Annotated in this window: 22 protein-coding genes; 14 read left to right on the plus strand and 8 right to left on the minus strand. The window is 73.9% G+C overall.

Going from position 1 to position 20,741, the window contains the following annotated elements; genetic code table 11:
* Positions 1-15 precede the first annotated feature (15 nt).
* From SJY06_RS12285 to SJY06_RS12300, 4 genes are all read left to right on the plus strand, one after another.
* On the plus strand, positions 16-1,362 hold the full coding sequence (locus SJY06_RS12285; protein WP_380167818.1) for a glutamine synthetase family protein: 1,347 nt from the start codon (positions 16-18) through the stop codon (positions 1,360-1,362).
* 55 nt (positions 1,363-1,417) lie between these two features.
* The gene (locus SJY06_RS12290) at positions 1,418-4,480 is read left to right on the plus strand and encodes a bifunctional [glutamine synthetase] adenylyltransferase/[glutamine synthetase]-adenylyl-L-tyrosine phosphorylase (protein ID WP_380167819.1); all 3,063 of its coding nucleotides are present in this window, start codon (positions 1,418-1,420) and stop codon (positions 4,478-4,480) included.
* Between the two features lie 79 nt (positions 4,481-4,559).
* On the plus strand, positions 4,560-5,078 hold the full coding sequence (locus tag SJY06_RS12295) for a DUF6194 family protein (protein ID WP_380167820.1): 519 nt from the start codon (positions 4,560-4,562) through the stop codon (positions 5,076-5,078).
* Positions 5,079-5,921, plus strand: coding sequence for a MerR family transcriptional regulator (locus tag SJY06_RS12300; RefSeq protein WP_380167821.1), 843 nt, complete (start codon positions 5,079-5,081; stop codon positions 5,919-5,921).
* A gap of 343 nt (positions 5,922-6,264) precedes the next feature.
* Here the strand turns inward: SJY06_RS12300 and SJY06_RS12305 are convergent, their stop codons facing one another.
* From SJY06_RS12305 to SJY06_RS12315, 3 genes are all read right to left on the minus strand, one after another.
* On the minus strand, positions 6,265-7,782 hold the full coding sequence (locus SJY06_RS12305) for a M23 family metallopeptidase (RefSeq protein WP_380167822.1): 1,518 nt from the start codon (positions 7,780-7,782) through the stop codon (positions 6,265-6,267).
* 262 nt (positions 7,783-8,044) lie between these two features.
* Positions 8,045-8,611 carry a dihydrofolate reductase family protein gene (locus tag SJY06_RS12310; protein ID WP_380167823.1) on the minus strand — a complete coding sequence of 189 codons (567 nt, stop codon included), beginning with the start codon at positions 8,609-8,611 and terminating at the stop codon, positions 8,045-8,047.
* A gap of 80 nt (positions 8,612-8,691) precedes the next feature.
* Positions 8,692-9,117, minus strand: coding sequence for a hypothetical protein (locus SJY06_RS12315; RefSeq protein WP_380167824.1), 426 nt, complete (start codon positions 9,115-9,117; stop codon positions 8,692-8,694).
* Between the two features lie 125 nt (positions 9,118-9,242).
* Here SJY06_RS12315 and SJY06_RS12320 point away from each other — a divergent pair, with 125 nt between their 5' ends.
* Both SJY06_RS12320 and SJY06_RS12325 read left to right on the plus strand, forming a co-directional pair.
* A complete protein-coding gene (locus tag SJY06_RS12320) occupies positions 9,243-9,857 on the plus strand; it encodes a helix-turn-helix domain-containing protein (RefSeq protein WP_380167825.1) in 615 nt (204 codons plus the stop codon).
* Positions 9,854-11,149 (plus strand): MFS transporter, encoded by a 1,296-nt coding sequence (locus tag SJY06_RS12325; protein ID WP_380167826.1) that lies wholly within the window; start codon positions 9,854-9,856, stop codon positions 11,147-11,149. The genes SJY06_RS12320 and SJY06_RS12325 overlap by 4 nt, the downstream gene beginning before the upstream one ends.
* Positions 11,150-11,207: 58 nt before the next feature.
* Here SJY06_RS12325 and SJY06_RS12330 read toward each other — a convergent pair whose 3' ends face one another.
* Entirely contained in the window at positions 11,208-11,804 is a 597-nt protein-coding gene (locus tag SJY06_RS12330) for a GNAT family N-acetyltransferase (RefSeq protein ID WP_380167827.1), read from the minus strand.
* Positions 11,805-11,973: 169 nt separating this feature from the next.
* Here SJY06_RS12330 and SJY06_RS12335 point away from each other — a divergent pair, with 169 nt between their 5' ends.
* Together SJY06_RS12335 and SJY06_RS12340 are read left to right on the plus strand one after the other, a co-directional pair.
* A complete protein-coding gene (locus SJY06_RS12335) occupies positions 11,974-12,666 on the plus strand; it encodes a GH25 family lysozyme (protein ID WP_380167828.1) in 693 nt (230 codons plus the stop codon).
* A gap of 91 nt (positions 12,667-12,757) precedes the next feature.
* Complete coding sequence (locus tag SJY06_RS12340) at positions 12,758-13,150, plus strand: hypothetical protein (protein ID WP_380167829.1); 393 nt, start codon at positions 12,758-12,760, stop codon at positions 13,148-13,150.
* Positions 13,151-13,168: 18 nt separating this feature from the next.
* Here SJY06_RS12340 and SJY06_RS12345 read toward each other — a convergent pair whose 3' ends face one another.
* On the minus strand, positions 13,169-13,990 hold the full coding sequence (locus SJY06_RS12345) for a GNAT family N-acetyltransferase (RefSeq protein WP_380167830.1): 822 nt from the start codon (positions 13,988-13,990) through the stop codon (positions 13,169-13,171).
* A 24-nt stretch (positions 13,991-14,014) separates the two neighbouring features.
* On the opposite strand from SJY06_RS12345, the gene SJY06_RS12350 reads away from it, so the two are divergent.
* Entirely contained in the window at positions 14,015-14,422 is a 408-nt protein-coding gene (locus SJY06_RS12350) for a VOC family protein (RefSeq protein WP_380167831.1), read from the plus strand.
* An 18-nt stretch (positions 14,423-14,440) separates the two neighbouring features.
* Here the strand turns inward: SJY06_RS12350 and SJY06_RS12355 are convergent, their stop codons facing one another.
* The 3 genes from SJY06_RS12355 to SJY06_RS12365 all read right to left on the minus strand — a co-directional run bounded on the left by SJY06_RS12355 (position 14,441) and on the right by SJY06_RS12365 (position 16,603).
* On the minus strand, positions 14,441-15,166 hold the full coding sequence (locus SJY06_RS12355; protein ID WP_380167832.1) for a class I SAM-dependent methyltransferase: 726 nt from the start codon (positions 15,164-15,166) through the stop codon (positions 14,441-14,443).
* A 69-nt stretch (positions 15,167-15,235) separates the two neighbouring features.
* Complete coding sequence (locus SJY06_RS12360) at positions 15,236-15,649, minus strand: four-helix bundle copper-binding protein (RefSeq protein ID WP_380167833.1); 414 nt, start codon at positions 15,647-15,649, stop codon at positions 15,236-15,238.
* 45 nt (positions 15,650-15,694) lie between these two features.
* Positions 15,695-16,603 carry an oxidoreductase gene (locus tag SJY06_RS12365; protein ID WP_380167834.1) on the minus strand — a complete coding sequence of 303 codons (909 nt, stop codon included), beginning with the start codon at positions 16,601-16,603 and terminating at the stop codon, positions 15,695-15,697.
* A 124-nt stretch (positions 16,604-16,727) separates the two neighbouring features.
* On the opposite strand from SJY06_RS12365, the gene SJY06_RS12370 reads away from it, so the two are divergent.
* From SJY06_RS12370 to SJY06_RS12390, 5 genes are all read left to right on the plus strand, one after another.
* The gene (locus SJY06_RS12370) at positions 16,728-17,165 is read left to right on the plus strand and encodes a winged helix-turn-helix transcriptional regulator (RefSeq protein ID WP_380167835.1); all 438 of its coding nucleotides are present in this window, start codon (positions 16,728-16,730) and stop codon (positions 17,163-17,165) included.
* On the plus strand, positions 17,162-17,878 hold the full coding sequence (locus SJY06_RS12375) for an HAD family hydrolase (RefSeq protein WP_380167836.1): 717 nt from the start codon (positions 17,162-17,164) through the stop codon (positions 17,876-17,878). Before SJY06_RS12370 ends, SJY06_RS12375 begins: the two co-directional genes overlap by 4 nt.
* Positions 17,879-17,961: 83 nt before the next feature.
* A complete protein-coding gene (locus tag SJY06_RS12380) occupies positions 17,962-18,480 on the plus strand; it encodes a DUF1697 domain-containing protein (protein WP_380167837.1) in 519 nt (172 codons plus the stop codon).
* A 105-nt stretch (positions 18,481-18,585) separates the two neighbouring features.
* Positions 18,586-20,103: an alpha/beta hydrolase gene (locus SJY06_RS12385; RefSeq protein WP_380167838.1), complete on the plus strand. Its 1,518-nt coding sequence runs from the start codon at positions 18,586-18,588 to the stop codon at positions 20,101-20,103.
* A gap of 41 nt (positions 20,104-20,144) precedes the next feature.
* Complete coding sequence (locus SJY06_RS12390) at positions 20,145-20,741, plus strand: shikimate kinase (RefSeq protein WP_380167839.1); 597 nt, start codon at positions 20,145-20,147, stop codon at positions 20,739-20,741.

A 20,741-nucleotide genomic window follows, 5' to 3' on the forward strand; every position in this document is an offset into this window, starting at 1 on the left:
CACTACCGTGCAGCCATGGACCGTCAGCAGGAGTTCGTCCTCCGTACCGTCGAGGAACGAGACGTCCGGTTCGTCCGGCTCTGGTTCACCGACGTGCTCGGCTCGCTCAAGTCCGTCGCGGTCGCCCCGGCCGAGCTGGAGGCCGCGTTCACCGAGGGCATCGGCTTCGACGGCTCGACCATCGAGGGCCTGGCCCGGGTGGTGGAGTCCGACATGCTGGTCCGCCCGGACCCGTCGACCTTCGCGGTGCTGCCCTGGCGGGGCGGGCCGGACGGCCGGCAGGGCACGGCCCGGATGTTCTGCGACGTGCTCACCCCCGACGGCGAGCCGGCGGGGCAGGACCCGCGGTTCGTGCTCAAGCGGACGCTGGCCAAGGCCGCCGAGGCGGGGTTCGCGTTCTACACGCACCCCGAGATCGAGTTCTACCTGTTCGAGAAGGACCTGGACTCCCAGGGCGTGCCGATCCCGGTCGACCAGGCCGGCTACTTCGACCACGTACCGGCGGGCGTGGCCCACGACTTCCGGCGCGAGGCCATCACGATGCTGGAGGCGCTCGGCATCTCGGTCGAGTACTCCCACCACGAGAACGGCCCGGGCCAGAACGAGATCGACCTGCGCTACGCCGACGCGCTCAGCACGGCCGACAACATCATGACCTTCCGCACCGTGGTCAAGGAGGTCGCCTACAGCCAGGGCATGCAGGCGTCGTTCATGCCGCGCCCGCTGGCGGGGCTGCCCGGCTCCGGGATGCACACCCACCTGTCGCTGTTCTCGGGGGAGTCCAACGCGTTCCACGCCGACGGTGCGGAGTACCAGCTGTCGACCACGGGCCGCTCGTTCATCGCCGGCCTGCTGCGCCACGCCCGCGAGATCACGGCCGTCACCAACCAGTGGGTCAACTCCTACAAGCGGCTGTGGGGCGGCAGCGAGGCGCCGTCCTACGTCAGCTGGGGGCACAACAACCGCTCGGCGCTGGTCCGGGTGCCGATGTACAAGCCGAGCAAGGGCCAGTCCACGCGCGTGGAGTACCGCGCCCTGGACCCGGCGACCAACCCCTACCTGGCCTTCGCGCTCATGCTCGCCGCCGGGCTCAAGGGCGTGGAGGAGGGCCTGGAGCTGCCGCCGGGGGCCGAGGACGACGTCTGGAGCCTGACCGACGCCGAGCGCCGCGCGCTGGGCATCGAGCCGCTGCCGGGCAGCCTGGCCGAGGCCGTGGCGGTCATGGAGGGCTCGGAGCTGGTCGCGGAGACGCTCGGCGAGGGCGTGTTCGACTTCTTCCTGCGCAACAAGCGCGCCGAGTGGGACGACTACCGCCGGGAGATCACCCCGTTCGAGCGGCGTCGCTACCTGCCGCTGCTGTGAGCCGGGAGCCGACCCGCACCGCCACCACCCGGTTCGCCACGACCTGCGGGTCCGCATGAGCCCGACGTCGGACCGGGTGGCCGGCGAGCGTGTCGACGGGGGGCGCTCGGCGTCCTCGCGGGCCCGGGTGGCCCGGCAGGGGTTCACCGACGTGGACGTCGCCCTGCCGCGCCTGCTCGACCTGGCCCGCTCCGAGGCCGGCGCCCTGGCCCTGGCCGAGCTGCTGGGCGACACGGCCGATCCCGACGCGGCCCTGCTGGGCCTGGTGCGCCTGGTCGAGTGCGTCGACGAGGCCGACGACCTGCCCCACCGGCTGCGTGACGTCGTCGTGGACGACCGCGACCCGTGCGAGGGGCCGGGCCCGATCCGGCGGCTGGTGCGCGTGCTGGGCGCCAGCCGGGCCCTGACCGACCACGTCGTCCGACACCCGTCGTCGTGGCGGCGGGTGGCCCGCGACGGCCTGGCCGTGACGGCCGACCAGCGCCGCGACCTGCTGCTGCAGGCCGTCACCGACCACGAGGGCACGCCCGCCCGCGACGCGCTCAAGGTGGCCTACCGCGACCAGCTGCTGGCGGTCGCCGCGACGGACCTGTGCGCCGAGGACGCCGCCGCGGTGCTGCCCCGGGTGGGCGCGGCGCTGGCCGACCTGGCCGACGCGGCGCTGGCGGCGGCCTGCGCGCTGGCCGCGCGGGAGGTCCCCGGCGCCGACCAGGTGCGTCTGGCCGTCATCGCGCTGGGCAAGACGGGGGCGCAGGAGCTCAACTACATCAGCGACGTCGACGTTCTGTACGTGTGCGAGCCGGTCGAGGGCGCGGTCGACGACTCCCGCGCGCAGGCCGTCGGGTCCCGGCTGGCCGCCGCGATCGGGCAGATCTGCGGCGGGCGGACGCCCGAGGGGTCGTTGTGGCAGGTGGACGCGGCGCTGCGGCCCGAGGGCAAGGGCGGCCCACTCACCCGGTCCCTGGCCAGCCACCTCGCCTACTACGAGCGCTGGGCCGAGCCGTGGGAGTTCCAGGCCATGCTCAAGGCCCGGGTGGCCGCCGGCGACGCCGAGCTGGGGCGGGAGTGGCACGACGCGATCTGGCCGATGGTCTGGCAGGTGACCGAGCGCGACGGGTTCGTCGAGTCCTCCCGGGCCATGCGCCGCCGCGTGGTCGAGCACATCCCGGCCAAGGAGGCCGACCGGCAGCTCAAGCTGGGCCGCGGCGGGCTGCGCGACGTGGAGTTCAGCGTGCAGCTGCTGCAGCTGGTCCACGGCCGCATCGACACCCGGCTGCGGGCCCCCAGCACCCTGGTCGCGCTGGAGGCGCTGACCGCGCACGGCTACATCGGCCGCGACGACGGGGCCGAGCTGGACCGGGCCTACCGGTTCCTGCGGGTGCTGGAGCACCGGCTGCAGCTGCAGCGGATGGCCCGCACCCACGTGCTGCCCGACCGGCCCGAGGGCTGGCGCCGGCTGGCCCGGCTCGTGCTGCGGCCGGGTGCCGACACCGACGACCTGCGCACCGCCTGGCGCGAGACCGTCCGGGTCGTCACCCGGCTGCACGAGAAGCTGTTCTACCGGCCGCTGCTCACGGCGATCGCCTCGCTGTCGACCGACGAGGTGCGGCTCACCAGCTCGGCGGCCACCGAGCGGCTGCAGGCCCTCGGCTACCGGGACCCGGCCGGGGCGCTGCGGCACATGGAGGCGCTGTCGGGCGGGGTGAGCCGACGCGCGGCGATCCAGCGCACCCTGCTGCCGGCCATGCTCGGCATGTTCGCCGACGCGGCCGACCCCGACGCGGGGCTGCTGGCGTTCCGGCGCATCTCCGACGAGCTGGGCTCGACGCACTGGTACCTCAAGATGCTGCGCGACTCCGCCGGGGCGGCCGAGCGGTTCGCCCTGGTGCTGGCCTCCGGCCGGCTGGTGCCCGGGCTGATCGAGCGCGCCCCGAACACGACGGCGCTGTTCGACTCCGACGACCGGCTGGTGCCGCCCACCCACGAGTCGCTGCTGGCCGAGGCCCTGGCCGTCGCTCGGCGCAGCGCGGACGCCGAGGAGGCGGTCTGGGCGCTGCGGGCCATCCGGCGCCGCGAGGTCGTCCGGACCGGGATCGCCGACGTCACGGGGCTGATCGACGGCGAGACCGCCGGTCGGGCGCTGGCCACCAGCGCGGCCGTCGTCACCATCGTGGCGCTGCAGGCCGTGGCCCGGGACGTGGCCGCCGAGCGCGGGGAGACCGCCGACCTGACCGAGGCGATGGACCGGTTGCCGACCCGGCTGCTGGTGCTGGTGCTGGGCCGGCTGGCGGGCGGGGAGTCCAGCTACTCCAGCGACGTCGACGTGGTCCTGGTGCACGAGCCGCACGAGGGCGTCGACCGGGAGCAGGCCACCCAGGTGGCCCGCGACGTGGTGACGCGCGCCCGGGAGCTGCTGCGCCGCTCCGGCGCCGAGCCGCCCGTGGAGCTGGACGCCGGGCTGCGGCCGGAGGGTCGCAACGGCGAGCTCGTCCGGACGCTGGAGGCCATGCGGTCCTACTACGGCCGCTGGTCGGTGCCCTCGGAGCACCAGGCCCTGCTGCGGGCCAACGTGCTGGTGGGCGACGCCGGCCTGGCCGAGCGGTTCGCCGAGGTCATCGACCCGCTGCGCTACCCCGACGGCGGGCCCGGCAAGGACGCCGTGGTCGAGATCCGTCGCATCAAGGCGCGGATCGAGTCCGAGCGGCTGCCGCGCGGGGTCGACGCCCGCCGTCACATCAAGCTGGGGCGCGGCGGGCTCACCGACGTGGAGTGGACCCTGCAGCTGTTGCAGCTGCAGCACGCCCACGCCCACCCGCAGCTGCGGACGGCCTCGACGCTGGAGGCGCTGGCCGGGGCCCGCGAGGTAGGCCTGCTGGACGACGCCGACGCCGACACCCTGGAGGGGGCCTGGCGGATGGGGTCCCGGCTGCGTGACGCCCTGACGCTCTGGCGGGGCCGGGCCACCGAGGTGCTGCCCACCGACCGCGGCGACCTGGACGGCATCGCGCGGCTGATGGGCTACGGCCCGGGTCAGGCCTCGCACCTGGAGGACGACTGGCTGCGCACCGCCCGCCACGCCCGCGCGGTGGTGGAGCGGGTCTTCTTCGGCTGGGAGTGACGGGTCCGCCGTGCCGGGCCCGTCGTGCGCGCCGCTGCGGCTTGAACCTGACGTAGGGGAGGGTCCTAGCGTCCGGGGTGTGACGCAGCCAGAGGACGGGACCGGTCGGGACGACGAGCCGACGCAGCCGCAGGTGGACGACGTCCTCGCGTGGGTGCGGGCGCTGACGGGGGTGGTGGTGACCACGGCCCGCGAGGGCGACGGGTCCCCGCCGAGCGCCTGGGGCGACTCCTTCGTCAGCCACGACCCCGACGGGAGCGCGGACCAGGGCCGGTGGCAGCCGTTCGCGACCGTCGTGACGTCGGACTACCCGGGCTTCGACACCGCGTCCCGGCTGGACCGCCCGGGCGTCTACCGGGTCAACGTCGCCGCGGGACGCGAGCTGTTCGCCGAGCTGCTCGGCTACCCGCCGGCCGCGGCCGAGGCCCACCAGGACGAGGTGGACCACGCCGCCGCCGACGTGTGGCTGCCGCACCCGGTCTACGCCGCCCAGGGCTGGGTGTGCGTCGTGCGCCCCGGCCCGGTGACGACGCCGCGGCTGCGCCGCCTGCTCGAGCAGGCCCACGCCCGGGCCGCCGCCCGGTACCGCGAGGCCTAGGTGGTCGAGCAGGGCGCGGACGGTGACGGCGCGGCGGGCCACGGCGCGGCGGGCGCCGGCGCGGCCTGGACGGTCGGGCAGGTCGCGGCCGCTGCGGGGACGTCGGTACGGGCGCTGCACCACTACGACCGCCTCGGCCTGCTGCGACCGTCGGGACGCAGCCCGGGCGGGCACCGGTGGTACGGCCCGGAGGACCTGGTGCGGCTCAGGCGGGTGCTGTTCTACCGCGAGCTGGACCTGCCGCTGCCGGTGATCGCCCGCCTGCTCGACGACCCGGACGGCGTGGACCACCTGCGCCACCAGCACGCGCTGCTCCGCGCCCGGCTGGAGCGCACCCGCGCGCTGCTGCGGGCCGTCGAGGACGAGCTGGACGCCCGGCGGGCCGGCGTCTCGCTCACCCCGGAGCAGCAGCTGGCGGTCTTCGGCACCGACACGTTCGCCGAGCGCCTCGCGCGGGCCGACGTGCCCCCGCGCGACGGCGCCGCCCCGACGCCGGGTGAGTCGGACGTCGACGACGCCGAGCGGCTGGCCCGGCGCACGGCGGCCTACACCGAGGCGGACTGGCGACGCATCAGGGCCGAGGCCCACGCCGCCGTCGACGCCTTCGCCACCGCCCTGGCCGCCGGTGAGCCGCCGGACGGGCCCCGGGCCGCGGCCGCCGTGGAGCAGCACCGCCGCCACCTGGACGACTGGTTCTTCGACTGCGACCGGGCTCGGCACCTGCGCGTCGCCGACGGCTACCTGGCGGACCCCACCGCCGCGCAGCAGTGGGACGCCGTCGCCCTCGGCTTCGCCCGGTACGTGCACGCCGCGGTCGCGGCCGCCCTGGAGCAGGGCCGCTGAGGTCGCTGTTCCACTCAGCCTCAGCGTCCTGCGACTCGGGGGGCTCCGATCCATGAGGTGAAGTCCGTTGAGATGAGGACCTCGCACGAACCGCAGGTCCGCTACGTCTGACGGTCGGCACCTGCACCGGCATCGTGGCGTTCTCAGTGGCAGATGGACGTCCAGCCAGTACGTGCGTCCGCCATGCTCGGCAACGCCCCGGGCACGGGTTCTTCGCTGGCCTGGTCCACAAGTGCGGGCGGCGCCGCCGACGTCGACGACAGGACCCTTGACCAGCGCGCATGTCCGCCCCGAGCCGGCGGCTGGGTGCCGACCTGCAGTCGGCACCCAGCCGCCGGGCGGACTACTCCATCAGTCCCAGGTGGGAGAAGAAGACGGCCGCTTCGTAGCGCTGGACCTCGTCGCTCCACGAGACGTTGGGGCTCAGGACACCCCTTGCCACCGCCTTGCCGACGGCCGGTCGCGCCCAGGACGGGATACCCGTCGACCATGCACCGTTCGGCGCGGGTGCGCCGTCGCCGAGGAGTCCCAGCCTGTCGGCGACCACCGCGAAGTCCGCACGCTCCACGGTCGCGTCGCCTCGAGCGTTGGGCGAGAACAGCCCCTGAGCGACGGCGATACCCATGCTCGCCCTTGCCCACTCCGGCACGCCGCTGGACCAGGTCCCCGACGAGGCGGGCTCCAGCGACTCGTCCAGCAGGCCGGAGCGGCCGAGCATGACCGCGTACGTGTACCGGGTGACGTCATCGCCACCCGCGACACCGGGGGAGACCAAACCGCCGTACACGGCAGAACGCATCGTCGGGATGGCGTAGTCGGGCGTGCCCTCCAGCCACTTCCCCAGCACTCCGACGTGCCCGAGGATTATGGCGGCCTCGAACCGCTGGACGTGGTCGTCCCAGGGAACGGCGCCGGACATGGCACCCGACCGGACCGCGCGCCCCATCGCTTGCTCCGCGTGGGCGGGGACGCCTTGGCTCCACTCGCCGGGGGGCGCTGGGGCGGCGGTGCCGAGCAGCCCCAGCCGGTCGAGGAAGACGGCCAGGTCGGCCCTGGTCACGACTGTGTCTCCTGGGACCGACGACGAGAACAGGTAGGACGCGACAGCTGTCCCCATCTGGTCCTCGGCCCAGCCCGGGGTCCCGTTCGTCCACGGGCCGGAGGTGCTCGCCGTCGTGGCGGGCAGAAGGCCGAGCTTGTCCAGGGTCACGGCGATCTCGTAACGCCGCGTGTCGGCGTCGCCACGCACGCTCGTGGACCAGACGCCGAGGTCAGCAGCGAGGTCCATGGCATCCCTCCCGTAGGAGGGCACCCCTGTGAGGTGGTCGACGGCGGGGATCGCGGGGTCGGTTGCGCAGTTTCTGCTGACGAAGGCGGGGCCGTTGTACTTGAATATGTAGTTCACCCTCGAGCCGTCGAACGCGATGTGCTGCAGCACGCCGTCAAGACGCTGCTCGTAGTGGAGGTGGTAGGCGCCAGGCGAGCCCACGTCGTCGACGAAGCCTATGAGCTGTCCGGCACGGACGGACTGCCCCACCTGGACCTGGAGTCCGCTCATGTGCAGGTAGCGCGTGCTCCATCCCCCGGCGTGATCGATGTGAACGCTGCCGTAGGCCCCACCTCGTGACGTGACCGTGCCGGCGGCGCTGGCAACCACCTCCTCTCCCCGATCGTCCGAGCCGCTGCCCTTGTTGAAGTCGAGCGCGTAGTAGCTGGTCGTGCTCGACGGGTGCTGCGGCCTCGTTGCCCCGTTCCAGACCTCACCGCATGGGAAGGGCATCTGCAGCAACGGGTCGCTCTCGGCCGCTGTGGCTGGCGACACCACCAGTAGTCCTGTGACGGCCAAGGCGCCGGCCGTCATGGCGGCAGCCAGTTTCCGTGTTCTCACGATTGGTCCCTTCTCCGTTCTCGCGGCCTCCCCACGAGATGACGGGGCGCCGTGCTCACGCCGAGCGGCGTCGACCCCCGGCCTCAAGCTATGAGCCTGTCAGGCGGCTGTCAGACAATTGGGAAAGGCGTAGTCACGCATGAAGTCAGTTCACCTATTCGGCGCAACGTCGCGGGAACTGATGCCCGGTGACTCGGTCCGAGGTGTTCAAGCTCTGCGAGGTGGCCCCGGCCGCTCAGCCCCGGCCCGTGCGGTAGCGCAGGTAGAGGATGCCCGAGGCGAGTGCTCGGCTCTCGACGGGCTCGAGCCTCACCAGGCGCTGGTGCTGGGCGAAGTAGGGGCTCCCGCCGCCGACCAGCACGGGGTACACGCGGATCCGGTACTCGTCGATCAGTCCTAGGTCGGCCGCATGCGAGGCGAGCCGCGGACCGCCGATCGCGATGTCGCTGTCGCCGGGCTCGGCCCGCAGCCGTGCCACCTCGTCGGCCAGCCCGGCCGTGGCCAGCCGTGCGCCGGGTCCGGTCACGGACGTCAGGGTGGTCGAGAAGACGATCTTCGGGAGCGCGTTCCACAGGTCGGCGAACTCCTGCTGCGCAGGGGTGAGGCGGCGGTCGGCGGCGGACTCCCAGAAGAGCATGGCCTCGTAGAGGTGACGGCCGAGCAGGTGGACGCCGGCCCTGCGCACCTCGTCGGTGGCCAGCTCGAACACCTCGGGGTCCGGCTCGGACCAGTTGAAGTCCCCGTCCGGCCCGCTGATGTAGGCGTCCAGCGACATGCTCATCGAGTAGGTGACGTCACGCACGCGCTGCTCCTCGGGTCGAGTGGGGACGGGGCTGTTGGGGTCGACCACGCGGCGGTCGCCGAATCATCGCTCCGGGCGGCTCACGGCGGTGGGCTCACGACGACCGCCAGCGGAGCGGCCGAGTCCGCGGACAGCGTGGCCTCGCCCGGGACGGCGTCCGGCGGCACGGTCACGACGACGACGAACGCTCCGGCGCCGTCCACGTCGGCCACGGTCACCAGGTCCACGACCGCGCCGTCCTGCTCCCAGGTCAGCGTCACCGCGGGGAACGGCGTCCGGGACTCGCCCCGTCCCTGGTCGTCGCAGCCGTCGAGGAAGAGCTCGCCCCGCACCTGCACCTGCTGGCCCGGCCGCACGGTGGACTCGTCCAGCAGCAGGGCCGGCGAGTCGCACGCGTCGCCGACGCTGCCGCCGCAGCCACCCAGCAGCAGGGCGGCCGTCACGAGCGGGGCGACGGCGAGCACGCGACCGGTCGGCCCTCGTCGGCGTGGAGGGCGGGTCCTCATCGTTGCCTCCACGGTGGGGTGCGGCCCGTCATCCGGGCGGGGTCGGCGACCGTCGCCGACGAAGGCTCCCACTGACTTACGCAAAGAGTCTTTGCAAACTGGCTTTGCGGTTCTACGCTGACGAGGTGGACACGCCGTACAGCCGCATCAGCGGCAAGCCGGTCTCGGTCATCAGCACCTCCGACGCGCTGCGGGCCGTCGCGCACCCGCTGCGCATGAGACTCATCGCGCTGCTGCGTCGACACGGCCCGTCGACCGCGAGCCGGCTGGGCCGCGAGGTGGGGGAGTCCAGCGGGTCGACCAGCTACCACCTGCGCCAGCTGGCCCGCTACGGCCTGGTCGAGCTGGACCCGGAGCAGCCCAACCGGCGCGACAAGCTCTGGCGGGCAACCACCGACAGCACGGACGTCGACGTGCGGGACCTCGCTGAGGACCCCGCGGGCCGGGCGGCGCTGGGCCGGGTCGTCCGGATGCAGGTGGAACGGTTCGGTCGGCACGCCGCGGCCGCCACCCAGCTGCCCGGGGACGAGCTGGCGGTCTGGGGCCCGGTGATGGGCTCCAGCGACGCGACCACCCGGCTGACGCCGCAGATGCTGCAGGAGCTGCGCGACGACCTGCTCCGCGTGCTGTCGACGTGGGTCGACCGGGGGGACGCCCTGCCCGAGGACGACCCGGAGGCGCGGCGTGTCAGCGTGTACCTCGGCGCGGTCCCGATCCAGGACGACGGGACGGACTGGTGAGCGAGCGCCGCTACGTCCGAGCCTTCACCGCCCTGTCGGCGCTGCAGTACCTGCCGCTGGGCCTGGTCGTCCCCGTCGAGATCCTGATCATGCAGGCGCGGGGTCTGGGCGCCGGCGAGATCGGGATCGTGGTCGCCGTCATCGGCCTGACCACCGCGCTGCTGGAGCTGCCCACCGGCGGGCTGGCGGACGTGGTCGGTCGACGAACCGTGCTGGTGGCCGGCGCCGTGGTGACCCTGGGCTCGCTGCTGCTGTTCGCCACGGCCTCCGACCTGGGGCTGTTCCTGCTCGCGGGGGCCGCGTTCGCCGTCGGCAAGGCGCTGGAGTCCGGTCCGCTGGAGTCCTGGTTCGTCGACGCCGTGCACGACATCCACCCGCCGGGCGAGCGCCGCGACGCGACCCTGACCCTGGGGCTCGGCCGGGCCGGGACGGCGACCGGGTTGGCGCTGGCCGCCGGGGCCGTCGGCGGCGGGCTCGTCGCCGAGCTCGCCCGGCGGGGCGGCCTGCCCTCGGACGGCATCACCGCGCTCGTGGCCCTGTCGGTGCCGCTGCTGGTGGGTGCCCTGCTCCTGGTCGTCCACGTCGTCGCGCTCCTGGTCCTGATGGACCCCCACCCGTTCCCGCGGCAAGGGCTCGGAGCGGTCCTGCGTGGCGTCGGCCCGGCCGTCGCCGACGGCGGCCGGCTCGTCGTCGGCGACGGGGTGCTGCGCTGGTTCGGGCTGCGCTGGCTGCTCATCCCGGCCGGCTTCCTCGCCTTCGAGGTCGTCACCCCCGTCCGGCTGTCGGGCCTGCTGTCGGACCCGGCCACGGCCGCGGCCGTGCTCGGACCCCTGGTCGCGGTCTGCTTCGTCGCGCAGGGGCTGACCGCCGCCCTGGCCCCGGTGCTGCGTCGTCGCCTGGGTGGCCTGCTGGCGGCCGGCCTCGCCACGGCGTCCGCCGGCGCCTCGTTCGTCCTGGCGGGGGCCGGCGGGCTCGGTGTCCTCGTCGCCGCCCTCGTGGTCGCCCACCTGGTCATCGGTCCCGTCAACGCGCTCAACGGACCCTTCCTGCACGCCCGCGTCCCGAGCAACCGCCGGGCCACCATGCTCAGCTTCGAGTCCGTCGTGGCCAACCTGTCCGTGGCGGCGGGTGCGATCGCCCTCGGTTGGAGCGTCGACGTCGGCGGGACACCGGCCGCGTTCGTCGTCGCCGGGGTCCTGACCGCGCTGGCCGCGCTGCCGCTGCTCGGTGTCGCGGCGGTCCTGCGGCGCGAAGCCGCGACGGTGGGGCCGCGTCAGGCCGTGACCACCTGACCTCGGGCGCGCCACGGGCGACCGAGCGCTGCAGGGAGGCCCGCCCCGCAGAGGCCCGTCACCCGGCGGGATCGACCTGCCGCCGCATGACCCAGCGCCACTTGGCGATCCGGCGGTGCCGGACGAAGCCGAGGCTCTCGTAGAGGGACTCGGGCCCGGTGTGGAGGTACGCGCCCCGTTGGGGCTTCCGGTCGACGACCTGCTCCGGGTAGGCCTCGAGCAGGCCTCCGCCCGCGGCCGCGACCTCGGCCAGGACGGCGGTGACCGCCGCCCGGGCGACCCCACGGCCGCGGTGCCTGCTGCCGGTGAAGATGCACCCGATGCGCCAGGTGGGCAGCACGTCCAGCTCCGCGGCGTAGGCCTTGGGGTTCTTGATGCTGGGCAGCTCGTCGGGCGTGCCGTACTGGCACCAGCCGACGCAGTCGTCACCGTCGTAGACCAGCACCTGGCGGACGGCTCCGGCGTCGACCAGCGCGCGCTTGAGGTCCCGGTTGCCGTCGTAGCTGCCTGTGAACGGCTCGGCGTGGAAGCCCACGCACCAGCACCCGCCCCACACGCCCCGGTTCGCCTCGACCAGCGCGGCGAAGTCCGACCAGGTCTGCGGGGTCAGGGCCCGGGCCGAGTAGCCGTCGGACGCCGTCTCGGTGGCTGCCACGGGGACGATCCTGCGCCGCCGAACGCCGTTGCGCCAGGTCCGTCGCCGGATGCGCCCGGTGCCCGGGGCGGGGCCGCACGAGCCCGGGCGGACCCGCACGCTGCGTACCGCGTTCACGTAGCCTGCCCCGGTGCAGTGGTGGGGGACGGGGGTCCTGAGGTCCGGACGCGTGCGTGGTGTGCTGGGCGTAGCGCTGGCGGTGGCGATGCTGGCCGCCGCCGCGGCGGCGTGGTGGTTCCTCTGGTACCCGAACGACCGTCCGTCGCTGCGGGCGGGGGAGTCGTACGGCCTGGACGTCAGCAACCACCAGGGCCCCATCGACTGGCCGACCGTGGCCGCCGACGACGACGACCTCGCGTTCGCGTACATCAAGGCGACCGAGGGCGAGACCTTCGTCGACGCGCGGTTCGCCGAGAACTGGGCCGGGGCGGAGCAGGCCGGGCTGCAGCGGGGGGCCTACCACTTCTTCACCCTGTGCCGGCCGGGGCTGGAGCAGGCCGAGAACTTCCTGCGCACCGCGCCGCCGGTCGCCTCGGCGCTGCCGCCCGCGGTGGACCTGGAGCTGGCCGGCAACTGCAGCCGTCGCCCGAGCACCGCGGCGGTCGACGCCGAGCTCGACGCGTTCCTGGCCGAGGTGGAGGCCGCCTGGGGCCGCGACGTGCTGCTGTACGTCGGTGAGGACTGGGAGGACCGCTACCCCGTGCTGGAGCGCTCGCAGCGCCCCCGGTGGCTGGTCAGCCACGTCGGGCGCCCGGACACGACCTGGACGGTGTGGCAGTTCCTGTGGGTGGGCCGCGTGGACGGCATCGACGGCCGGGTCGACGTGAACGTGGCCCGGCTGGACGACCTCGACGCTCGCTGACCTGCTTGCGCCACGTCGCCGGGCGCGGGAGGGTCCAGGCATGTCAGCCGGAGCCGGTTCGCGCGTACGGACCTCGGCCAGGGCGGCCGCTGTGCTCCTCTTCTCGGTCGCCGGCTTCCAGGTCGCCGTGGCGGCCGGTGCGCCCTGGGGGCGGTGGACCCAGGGCGGCACCGCGCCCGGCGTGCTGCCGCAGCCGCAGCGGGTGGCCGCCGTGGCCTCGGCCGGCCTGCTCGTCACCTGGGGCGGGGCGCTGCTGGGGCGGGTCGGGGAAGGGCCGATGCGGGACGCCCACCCGCGACTGGTGGCCGGACTGTCCTACTCCGCCGCGGCCTACGCCGTCCTGGGCACGGTGGTGAACGCCCTGTCCCGCTCGCCGCACGAGCGCGCCCTGTGGACCCCCGTGAGCGCCGTCATCGCGGGGCTGTCGATCGTGACCGTCCGCGGCAGCCGCCGCGGGGGCTCGGCCGAGGCGCCGACCCGCTGACGGCCGGGCCTGCCTCGGTCAGGACCGCTGGACCACCCACTGCTCCTGCACCAGCACGAAGCCGCAGCGACCCAGGACGCGCGTCGACGTCGACCCGACCGAGGTCGTGGCTCCGACGAGGTCGCACCCGGCCTCGGCGGCCAGCCGGAGCCGGTGTCGGACCAGCGCGGTCTGGACACCGTTCCCCCGGGCCTGCGGGACGGTCGCGGCGGCACCGAGCCATCCGGTCCGGTACCCACCGGCCGCGACGACCGACAGGGACCCGCAGCCCACGGGCTCCCCGTCGAGCAGGGCCAGCAGCTGGGTCGTGCCGTTCGCGCGGCGGTCCGCGGCCATGAACTCGTCGCTGGCCGTACGACCAGCACCGCGGCCCAGCGCCTCGGCGGCCATCACGTCGGCGGCTCCAACCGCCCGTGCGGCGTCGTCACCCACCGCGACGACCTCGACCCCGGGGTTCGGCGCGGGGGACCGTGGCGCCGTCACGACGGCGGCGTCGGCCACGAGCACGGACCGGCACCAGACAGGGACGAAGCCCGCCGCGCCCAGGGCGGAGACGGTGGCGGCCGGCGCCCAGGACGACAGCTGGACCGCAGCGGGCAGACCGGCGTCCGCGTAGTGGCGCACGACGGTGCTGACGTCTTCGGCTCTCAGCTCGGCGAGGGTCACCCCCACCGCGCGGTTCACGTACCGTCCGCCGCCCGTGACCACCATCAGACCCCCGGCCAGCGGCACGGCCGTGGGGACGGGGTCCGTGGACCCGCCCGCGACCAGCGCGTCGACCAGCGCCTGGACCGTCGCGGTCTCGGCCGCTTCGAGCCGTGCGACCGTCTCGATGTCCATCCCCGCTCCTCCCTACACTGCGCCGTGACCTCACGATCCGCCGAGCGCGGCCTGCTGCACCACGTCGAGCTGTGGGTACCCGACCTCGCCGCCGCCCAGACCCCGTGGGGATGGCTGCTCACCGAGCTCGGCTACGAGCCGTTCCAGTCCTGGGCGCACGGCGTGAGCTACCGCCTCGGACCGGCCTACGTCGTGCTGGAGCAGTCGCCGGCGATGACCGGGGGACGCCACGAGCGCCGCCGTCCCGGCCTGAATCACCTCGCCTTCCACGGTGGCTCCCGCAGCCAGGTCGATGACCTCGCGAGCCGCTGCCCCGAGCACGGCTGGCAGCTCATGTTCGTCGACCGGCACCCGTTCGCGGGTGGTCCGGAGCACTACGCCGCCTACCTGCAGGACGGCGCGGGCTACGAGGTGGAGCTGGTCGCGGCCTGAGGACCGCCGCGCGTCTGCTCAGCCGGCATCGAGCACGAAGAAGAGGAAGCACACGAACGCGGTCCGGTCGGCCAGGTCTGGCGGCAGCAGCTCGCGCGGGGTGTCGGCGACGAAGGGGGGTTCGCTGACGACGGAGATCGTGAACCCGGCCCGGGTGAACGCGTCCGTCATCGCGTGCAGCGGGCGGTGCCAGTAGGTCAGGACCGCCTGCTGCCCCGCGAACTCGAACTCCTCGGAGTACCGGACGGTGTCGAAGTAGGTGCTGCCCCCGTAGTTGACGAGGTAGACGCTGGGGTGGGGCACCGACAGGACCAGCCGACCGCCTGGGCGCAGCACGCGGCGCAGCTCGGTGAGGGGTCCGACCCAGTCCTGCAGGTAGTGCAGGACCAGTGAGGCGACGACCAGGTCGAAGACGTCGTCGCCGAACGGCAGCGGGCGTCCGAGGTTCGCGACCTGGACGTCGGCGTCGGCGCCCAGTCGCTCCCGCGCCAGCTCGACCATCTGCCGGCTGGAGTCGAACCCGGCGACGACCGCGCCCCGCTCCCGCAGGGCCGCGGTCAGGGGACCGGAGCCGCAGCCGGCGTCCAGGACCCGCAGCCCCTCCACGTCACCGGCCAGCCCGAGCATGGCCGGCCGCTCGTAGAACGCGTTCAGCAGGTTGGACTCGTTGGCGCGCGAGTACGCCCGCGCGAAGGAGTCGTAGTCCCCGGCCGTGACCGGCTCACCCTCATCCGTACCGGACATGGGTGCCTGACTACCGGGACGGTGGGCGGGCGATGACGCGACACGCCGCGCCGCGCGGCCGAGGTCCTGTCACCCGATGGCGGCGAGCAGGTCCTCGCAGGCCTGCAGGCAGTCCTGGCAGGCCTGGGCGCACACCTTGCAGTGCTCGTGCACGTCGCCGTGCGAGGCGCACTCGTCGGCACAGGCCCGGCAGACGACGACGCACGCCTGCAGCACCGCGCGGGTGACGTCGGCGTCGTAGGCGGTCTGGCGGGACAGCACGCGCGCGGCGGCGGTGCACACGTCGGCGCAGTCCAGGTCCGTGCGGATGCACGTGCGCATGTCCTCGACGTGCTCCTCGGCCAGGCACGCGTCGGCGCACACGGTGCAGGCGGCGCTGCAGGCCAGGAGCAGGTCGACGACCCGGGCCAGCTGGGCCCGGTCGACGCCGGTCGTGGCGGGGTGGGAACGGATCATGGTCTGGACGGTCTGCATCGTCGGCATGCCGCAGGGGTACCCGCGCGCTCGCCGGGCAACCGCCGCGCGGGTCTATCGGCCGATGGTGTCCAGCTCGGCGACGTCGACGGCGGACAGCCGTACGCCCGCGCCCGTGATGTTGTCGTGCAGGTGGCTCACCGAGCTGGTGCCGGGGATGAGCAGGATGTTGGGGGACCGCTGCAGCAACCAGGCCAGGGCGACGGCCGTCGGAGTGGAGCCGACCCGCCGGGCCACGGCCGACAGGGCGGCCGACTGCAGCGGGGTGAACCCGCCGAGGGGGAAGAACGGCACGTAGGCGATGCCGTCGCGGGCCAGGTCGTCGACCAGGTCGTCGTCCTGCCGGACCGCGAGGTTGTACATGTTCTGCACGCAGACGATCGGCGCGATCGAGCGGGCCTCGGCGACCTGCGCGGCGGTGGCGTTGCTCAGGCCGAGACGCCGGACCAGGCCCTGCTGCTGCAGGTCGACGAGCGCGCCGAAGGCCTCGCCGACGCTCTCGGGGACGGGGCCGTCCGCGTCGCCGAGACGCAGGTTGACCAGGTCGAGGACGTCCACGTCGAGGGCGGCCAGGTTGTCGTGGACCTGCCGCCGGAGGTCGTCGGGGGTACGGGCCGCGGGCCAGCCGCCCTGGGCGTCCCGGGTGGCGCCGACCTTGGTGGCCACCAGCAGCGAGGCCGGGTAGGGGTGCAGGGCCCGCCGGATCAGGTCGTTGGTGACGCGCGGGCCGTAGGCGTCGCTGGTGTCGATGTGGGTGATGCCCGCGGCGACGGCCGCACGCAGGACGGCCACGGCGCCGTCGGGGTCGGCGGGCGGTCCCACCACCCCGGGCCCCGCGAGCTGCATCGCGCCGTAGCCGACGCGGCTGACGGTCGTGCCGGCCAGGTCCCAGGTCCCGCCGGGGAGCGTGGCCGTTGCGGCAGTCGTTGCCGTGGTCGTGGAACCGGTGGTCGGGGGAGTCATCGGGTCTGCTGCCTCTCGAGGGACGGTGGTGCGGCCGGTCGACCGCCCGTGAGAGTCTGCTCAGGCCGCTTTCCGACAGGAAGTAGGCACCTGAAAGTGCGTTACCCACCAGGAGGAGATGGCCATGGCCGTGACGGCCGCTCAGCGTCGGGCCCGGGCGAAGGTCGAGTACGACGCCTTCCTGGCGGTGTGCCCGAGCCGACAGCTCCTGGACCGGATCTCCGACAAGTGGGTCACCCTGGTGCTGTGCGCCCTCGGGGGCGACGGACCGGTGCAGCCGGCGGAGGGTCACGGCCGGCGGGTGCTGCGGTACTCGCAGCTGTCCCGACAGCTGGCTGGGGTCAGCCAGAAGATGCTCACCCAGACCCTGAGGACCCTCGAGCGCGACGGCCTGGTGACCCGCACTGTCACCCCCACCGTGCCGGTCACCGTCACCTACGAGCTGACCGAGCTCGGGGTGTCCCTGGCCGAGGCGGTCCGCACCATCAAGGCATGGGCGGAGAGCCACATGGACGACGTCCTCGCCCACCGCGCGGCCCACGACGAGGAGCCGACCGCGTGACGCCGCCGCACGCCACCGCTCGCCACGCACCCCGCTTCGCCGGCGTCCTGCTCGACTGGCGCGGCACCCTGGTGGTCGCGCCGACGTACGCCGGGCTGGTGGAGCGGGCGCTGCGCGGCCTGCAGCGGGCCTGCGACCCGGCCGCGGTCGAGGCCGTCCTGGTGCGGTTGCGCACGGCGGACGCCACCGAGGTGGAGTCCTCTGCGGTCGACGTCGACGCCGGGCTGCACCGCCGGGCTCATGCGGCGTGGTTCGCCGCGGCCGGCGTGGACGACGAGCTCGCCGCTGCGCTGTACGCCGCCGAGAGCGACGTCGCCGCCGACCCCTTCGCCGGTGACGTCGGACCGCTGCTGGAGACGTTGCACCGCAGCGGCGTCCGCGTCGGGGTCCTCAGCGACATCCACGTCGACCTGCGCCCCGTCTTCGCCGCCCGAACCCGGCGCGGCGGGGGTACCTGGGCCGACCTGGTCCACGCCTGGACGCTGTCCTACGAGGTCGGTGCGGCCAAGCCCGACCCGGTGGTCTTCGAGCACGCGCTGCAGCAGATGGGTCTGGCCGCGGCTGAGGTGCTGATGGTCGGTGACCGCGGCACCCACGACGGCGCCGCCGCCGCGGTCGGCATCACCACCCTGCTGCTGCCGCCGCTTCGCTCGACCGAGGAGCACCGGCTCCAGCGGGTCGTCGACCTGCTGCTGCCGGGGACCGACCTCTGACTGACGGTCACGGGTCGTCGGGCCTACCGTCGACCCCATGTACGCAATCTCGACACGCGCCCGCTGAGGGACCGGCCGGCGACGTGGAGCAGCGCTGCGCCGTCCTGCTGCGGGGCATCAACGTCGGCAAGGGCAACCGGCTGGCCATGACGGACCTGCGCGCCGTGCTGCAGGGTGTCGGCTGCCTGGACGTGAGCACGTACCTGAACAGCGGCAACGCCATCGTGACCGCCGACCCCGACGGGCTGGCCGAGCGGGTCGAGGCGGCCCTTCCGCTGGCTGTGCGGGTCGTGGTCTTCACCGCCGCCGAGCTCGCCGAGGCGGTCGACGGCTGCCCCTGGCCCGACCGTGCGGAGGCGTCCCCCAAGCTGGTGCACGTGGGCTACCTGGACCGGCAGCCGTCCCCGGCGGAGCTGGCGACGCTCGGGTCACGGCACGGTGGCGACGAGGTCGCAGCGGGCCCGCGGGTGCTCTACCTGTCGTACGAGAGCACCTCCGTGCGCTCGCCGCTGGAACGGGCTTTCGCCCGGGCGCGGCTCGATGTCGTCATGACCACCCGCAACTGGACGACGGCGACCAGGCTCGTGCAGCTGACCGGGTAGGCCCTGGGTCCTCGGGACGCGCGGGTTGACCCGGCCTCGACGGCACGGTTGAGGGTGGGCCGCGTTCGTCGACCGGCGGACGACCGGACGGACCACGGGAGAGACATGCTCCGCAGAACTGCCCTGACCCTGGCGGGACTGGCACCGGTGCTCGCGATCAGCGCCTGTGGCGGCGCGTCCGAGCCGCTCGCCGAGTTCCACGACCAGCAGGTCGACTTCGAGTCGTGCGCGCCCTACGCGATGAACGCGGCCGACGAGCAGACCTTCGCCGACGACCGCTTCGACTGCGCCCGGGTCGAGGTGCCGCTGGACTACGCGGACCCGGACGGCGAGCGTGGCAGCGTCGCGCTGCTGCGCGCCGAGGCGCGAGGCGACAAGATCGGGTCGCTGCTGATCAACCCGGGTGGCCCCGGGGTGTCGGGGATGAGCTTCGCGGCCGCCCTCGGTCCGGTCTGGGACAACACCGTCATCGGTGAGCGGTTCGACATCATCGGGTGGGACACCCGTGGGGTCGGTGCGTCCACCCCGCTCGTGCAGTGCCACACCGACGAGCAGCTGGACCGGAACGAGTCACCGTGGCCGTACCTGTTCTCGTTCACCAGCGAGCAGCAGGCCGACGACCTCGCCCAGCGTTGCGTCGACGGCACCGGTGGGGTGGCGGAGCTGACCAGTGTCGGCAGCGCCAACGTGGTGCAGGAGATGGACGTGCTGCGCGAGGTGCTGGGCGACGACCAGCTCAGCTACCTCGGGTACAGCTATGGCAGCGAGCTCGGCGCGATGTACGCCGAGACCTTCCCCGACAACGTCCGGGCCATCGTGCTGGACGGCGCGGTGCACCCCGAGCTGACCGAGCCGGAGTTCCGGCAGACCCAGTTCACGGCGTTCCAGGAGGTCTTCGACGGCATGGCCGCCTTGTGCGCGCAGGACGCCGACTGCCCGCTCGGGACCGACCCGGCTGGCGCCTCCGCCGCGTTCCAGGAGCTCATCGACCCCCTGCGTGAGGAGCCGCTGGCGGTCTCCCGTGGTCGCGAGCTGACCTACGAGGACGTGCTGCGGGTCGTGCCGACGTCGCTGTTCAACTCGAGCCACTGGCCGGCCGTCATCGAGGGCTTGGCGGACCTCGCCGAGGGCGACGGCACCGCGCTGCTGCAGCAGCGGGACAGCACGCTCGGACGCGGACCGGACGGCCGGTACGGCGGCGCGCTCAACGTCGACGCGAACCTGGCGATCCGGTGCATGGACAACCCACGCAGCCCCCAGGAGCAGGACGCGCTGCTCGAGCACGCCCGCGAGGCGGCCCCGTTCACGGCCCCGGGGTTCCCGGAGGGGTCCAGCGTGTACGAGTGCGCCGGCTGGCCGGAGCCGGTGAGCCGGGACCTGCCGTGGGTCACCGGGGACGTCGACCTGCCGCCCACGCTCACCGTGTCCTTGACCGGCGACCCGGGGACCCCGCACGACGGCGGCATCAGCATGGCCCGCGTGCTGGGTGGGAGCCTGGTGAGCGTCGAAGGCATCCAGCACGGCGTCTCGCTCTACTTCGGCAACACCTGCGTCGACGACGCCGTCACCGACTACCTGGTGGACCTTCAGACGCCGGCGGACGACCTGACCTGCACGCTGTAGGTCCCGGCTCGACGGATCGAGCGGTCTGCGACGCTGTCCGGGTGCCCGATGCCCCGGTCCTGGTCCTCGTCGGACCGGCAGCCGCGGGCAAGTCCACGCTGGGGACCCTGGTCGCCGCCCGGCTGGGTGTCCCGTTCGTCGATCTGGACGCGGTCGGGGACCAGTACTACGCCGAGGTCGGCTGGACGGTCGACAGGCTGGTCGCGCGAACCGGCCAGATCGGTCGGGTCCCGGCGGAGCGGGAGTGGGAGCCCGCGCGGGCGCACGCGGTGCGCCGCGTGCTGCAGGACCACCCCGGGGCGGTTGTGGCGCTGGGTGCCGGCCACACGAGCTACGACGACCCCACTCTTGCCCACGAGGTCGGTCGCGCGCTGTCGACCGTGCCGCACGTGCTCCTGGTCCGGCCTTCCGAGGACCGGACCGAGGCGCTCGCGGAGCTGCGCGAGCGAGCGATCGCCAGCAAGGGCACCGACTGGGTGGCCGGCGGGCACGACTTCCTTGCGCACTGGCTCGACGACCAGAACAGTCGGACGATGGCGACCGCCGTGGTGCTCACGGGCCGGGAGACACCCGAGCAGACGGCAGCCCGCATCGTGGACCTGGTCCGCAGTCACCACCCCGTGAGCGGTTCGAGGTGA

It is taken from the genome of Jannaschia sp. R86511, assembly GCF_042466345.1.
Classification (GTDB): Bacteria; Actinomycetota; Actinomycetes; order Actinomycetales; family JBBAYJ01; genus Aquipuribacter.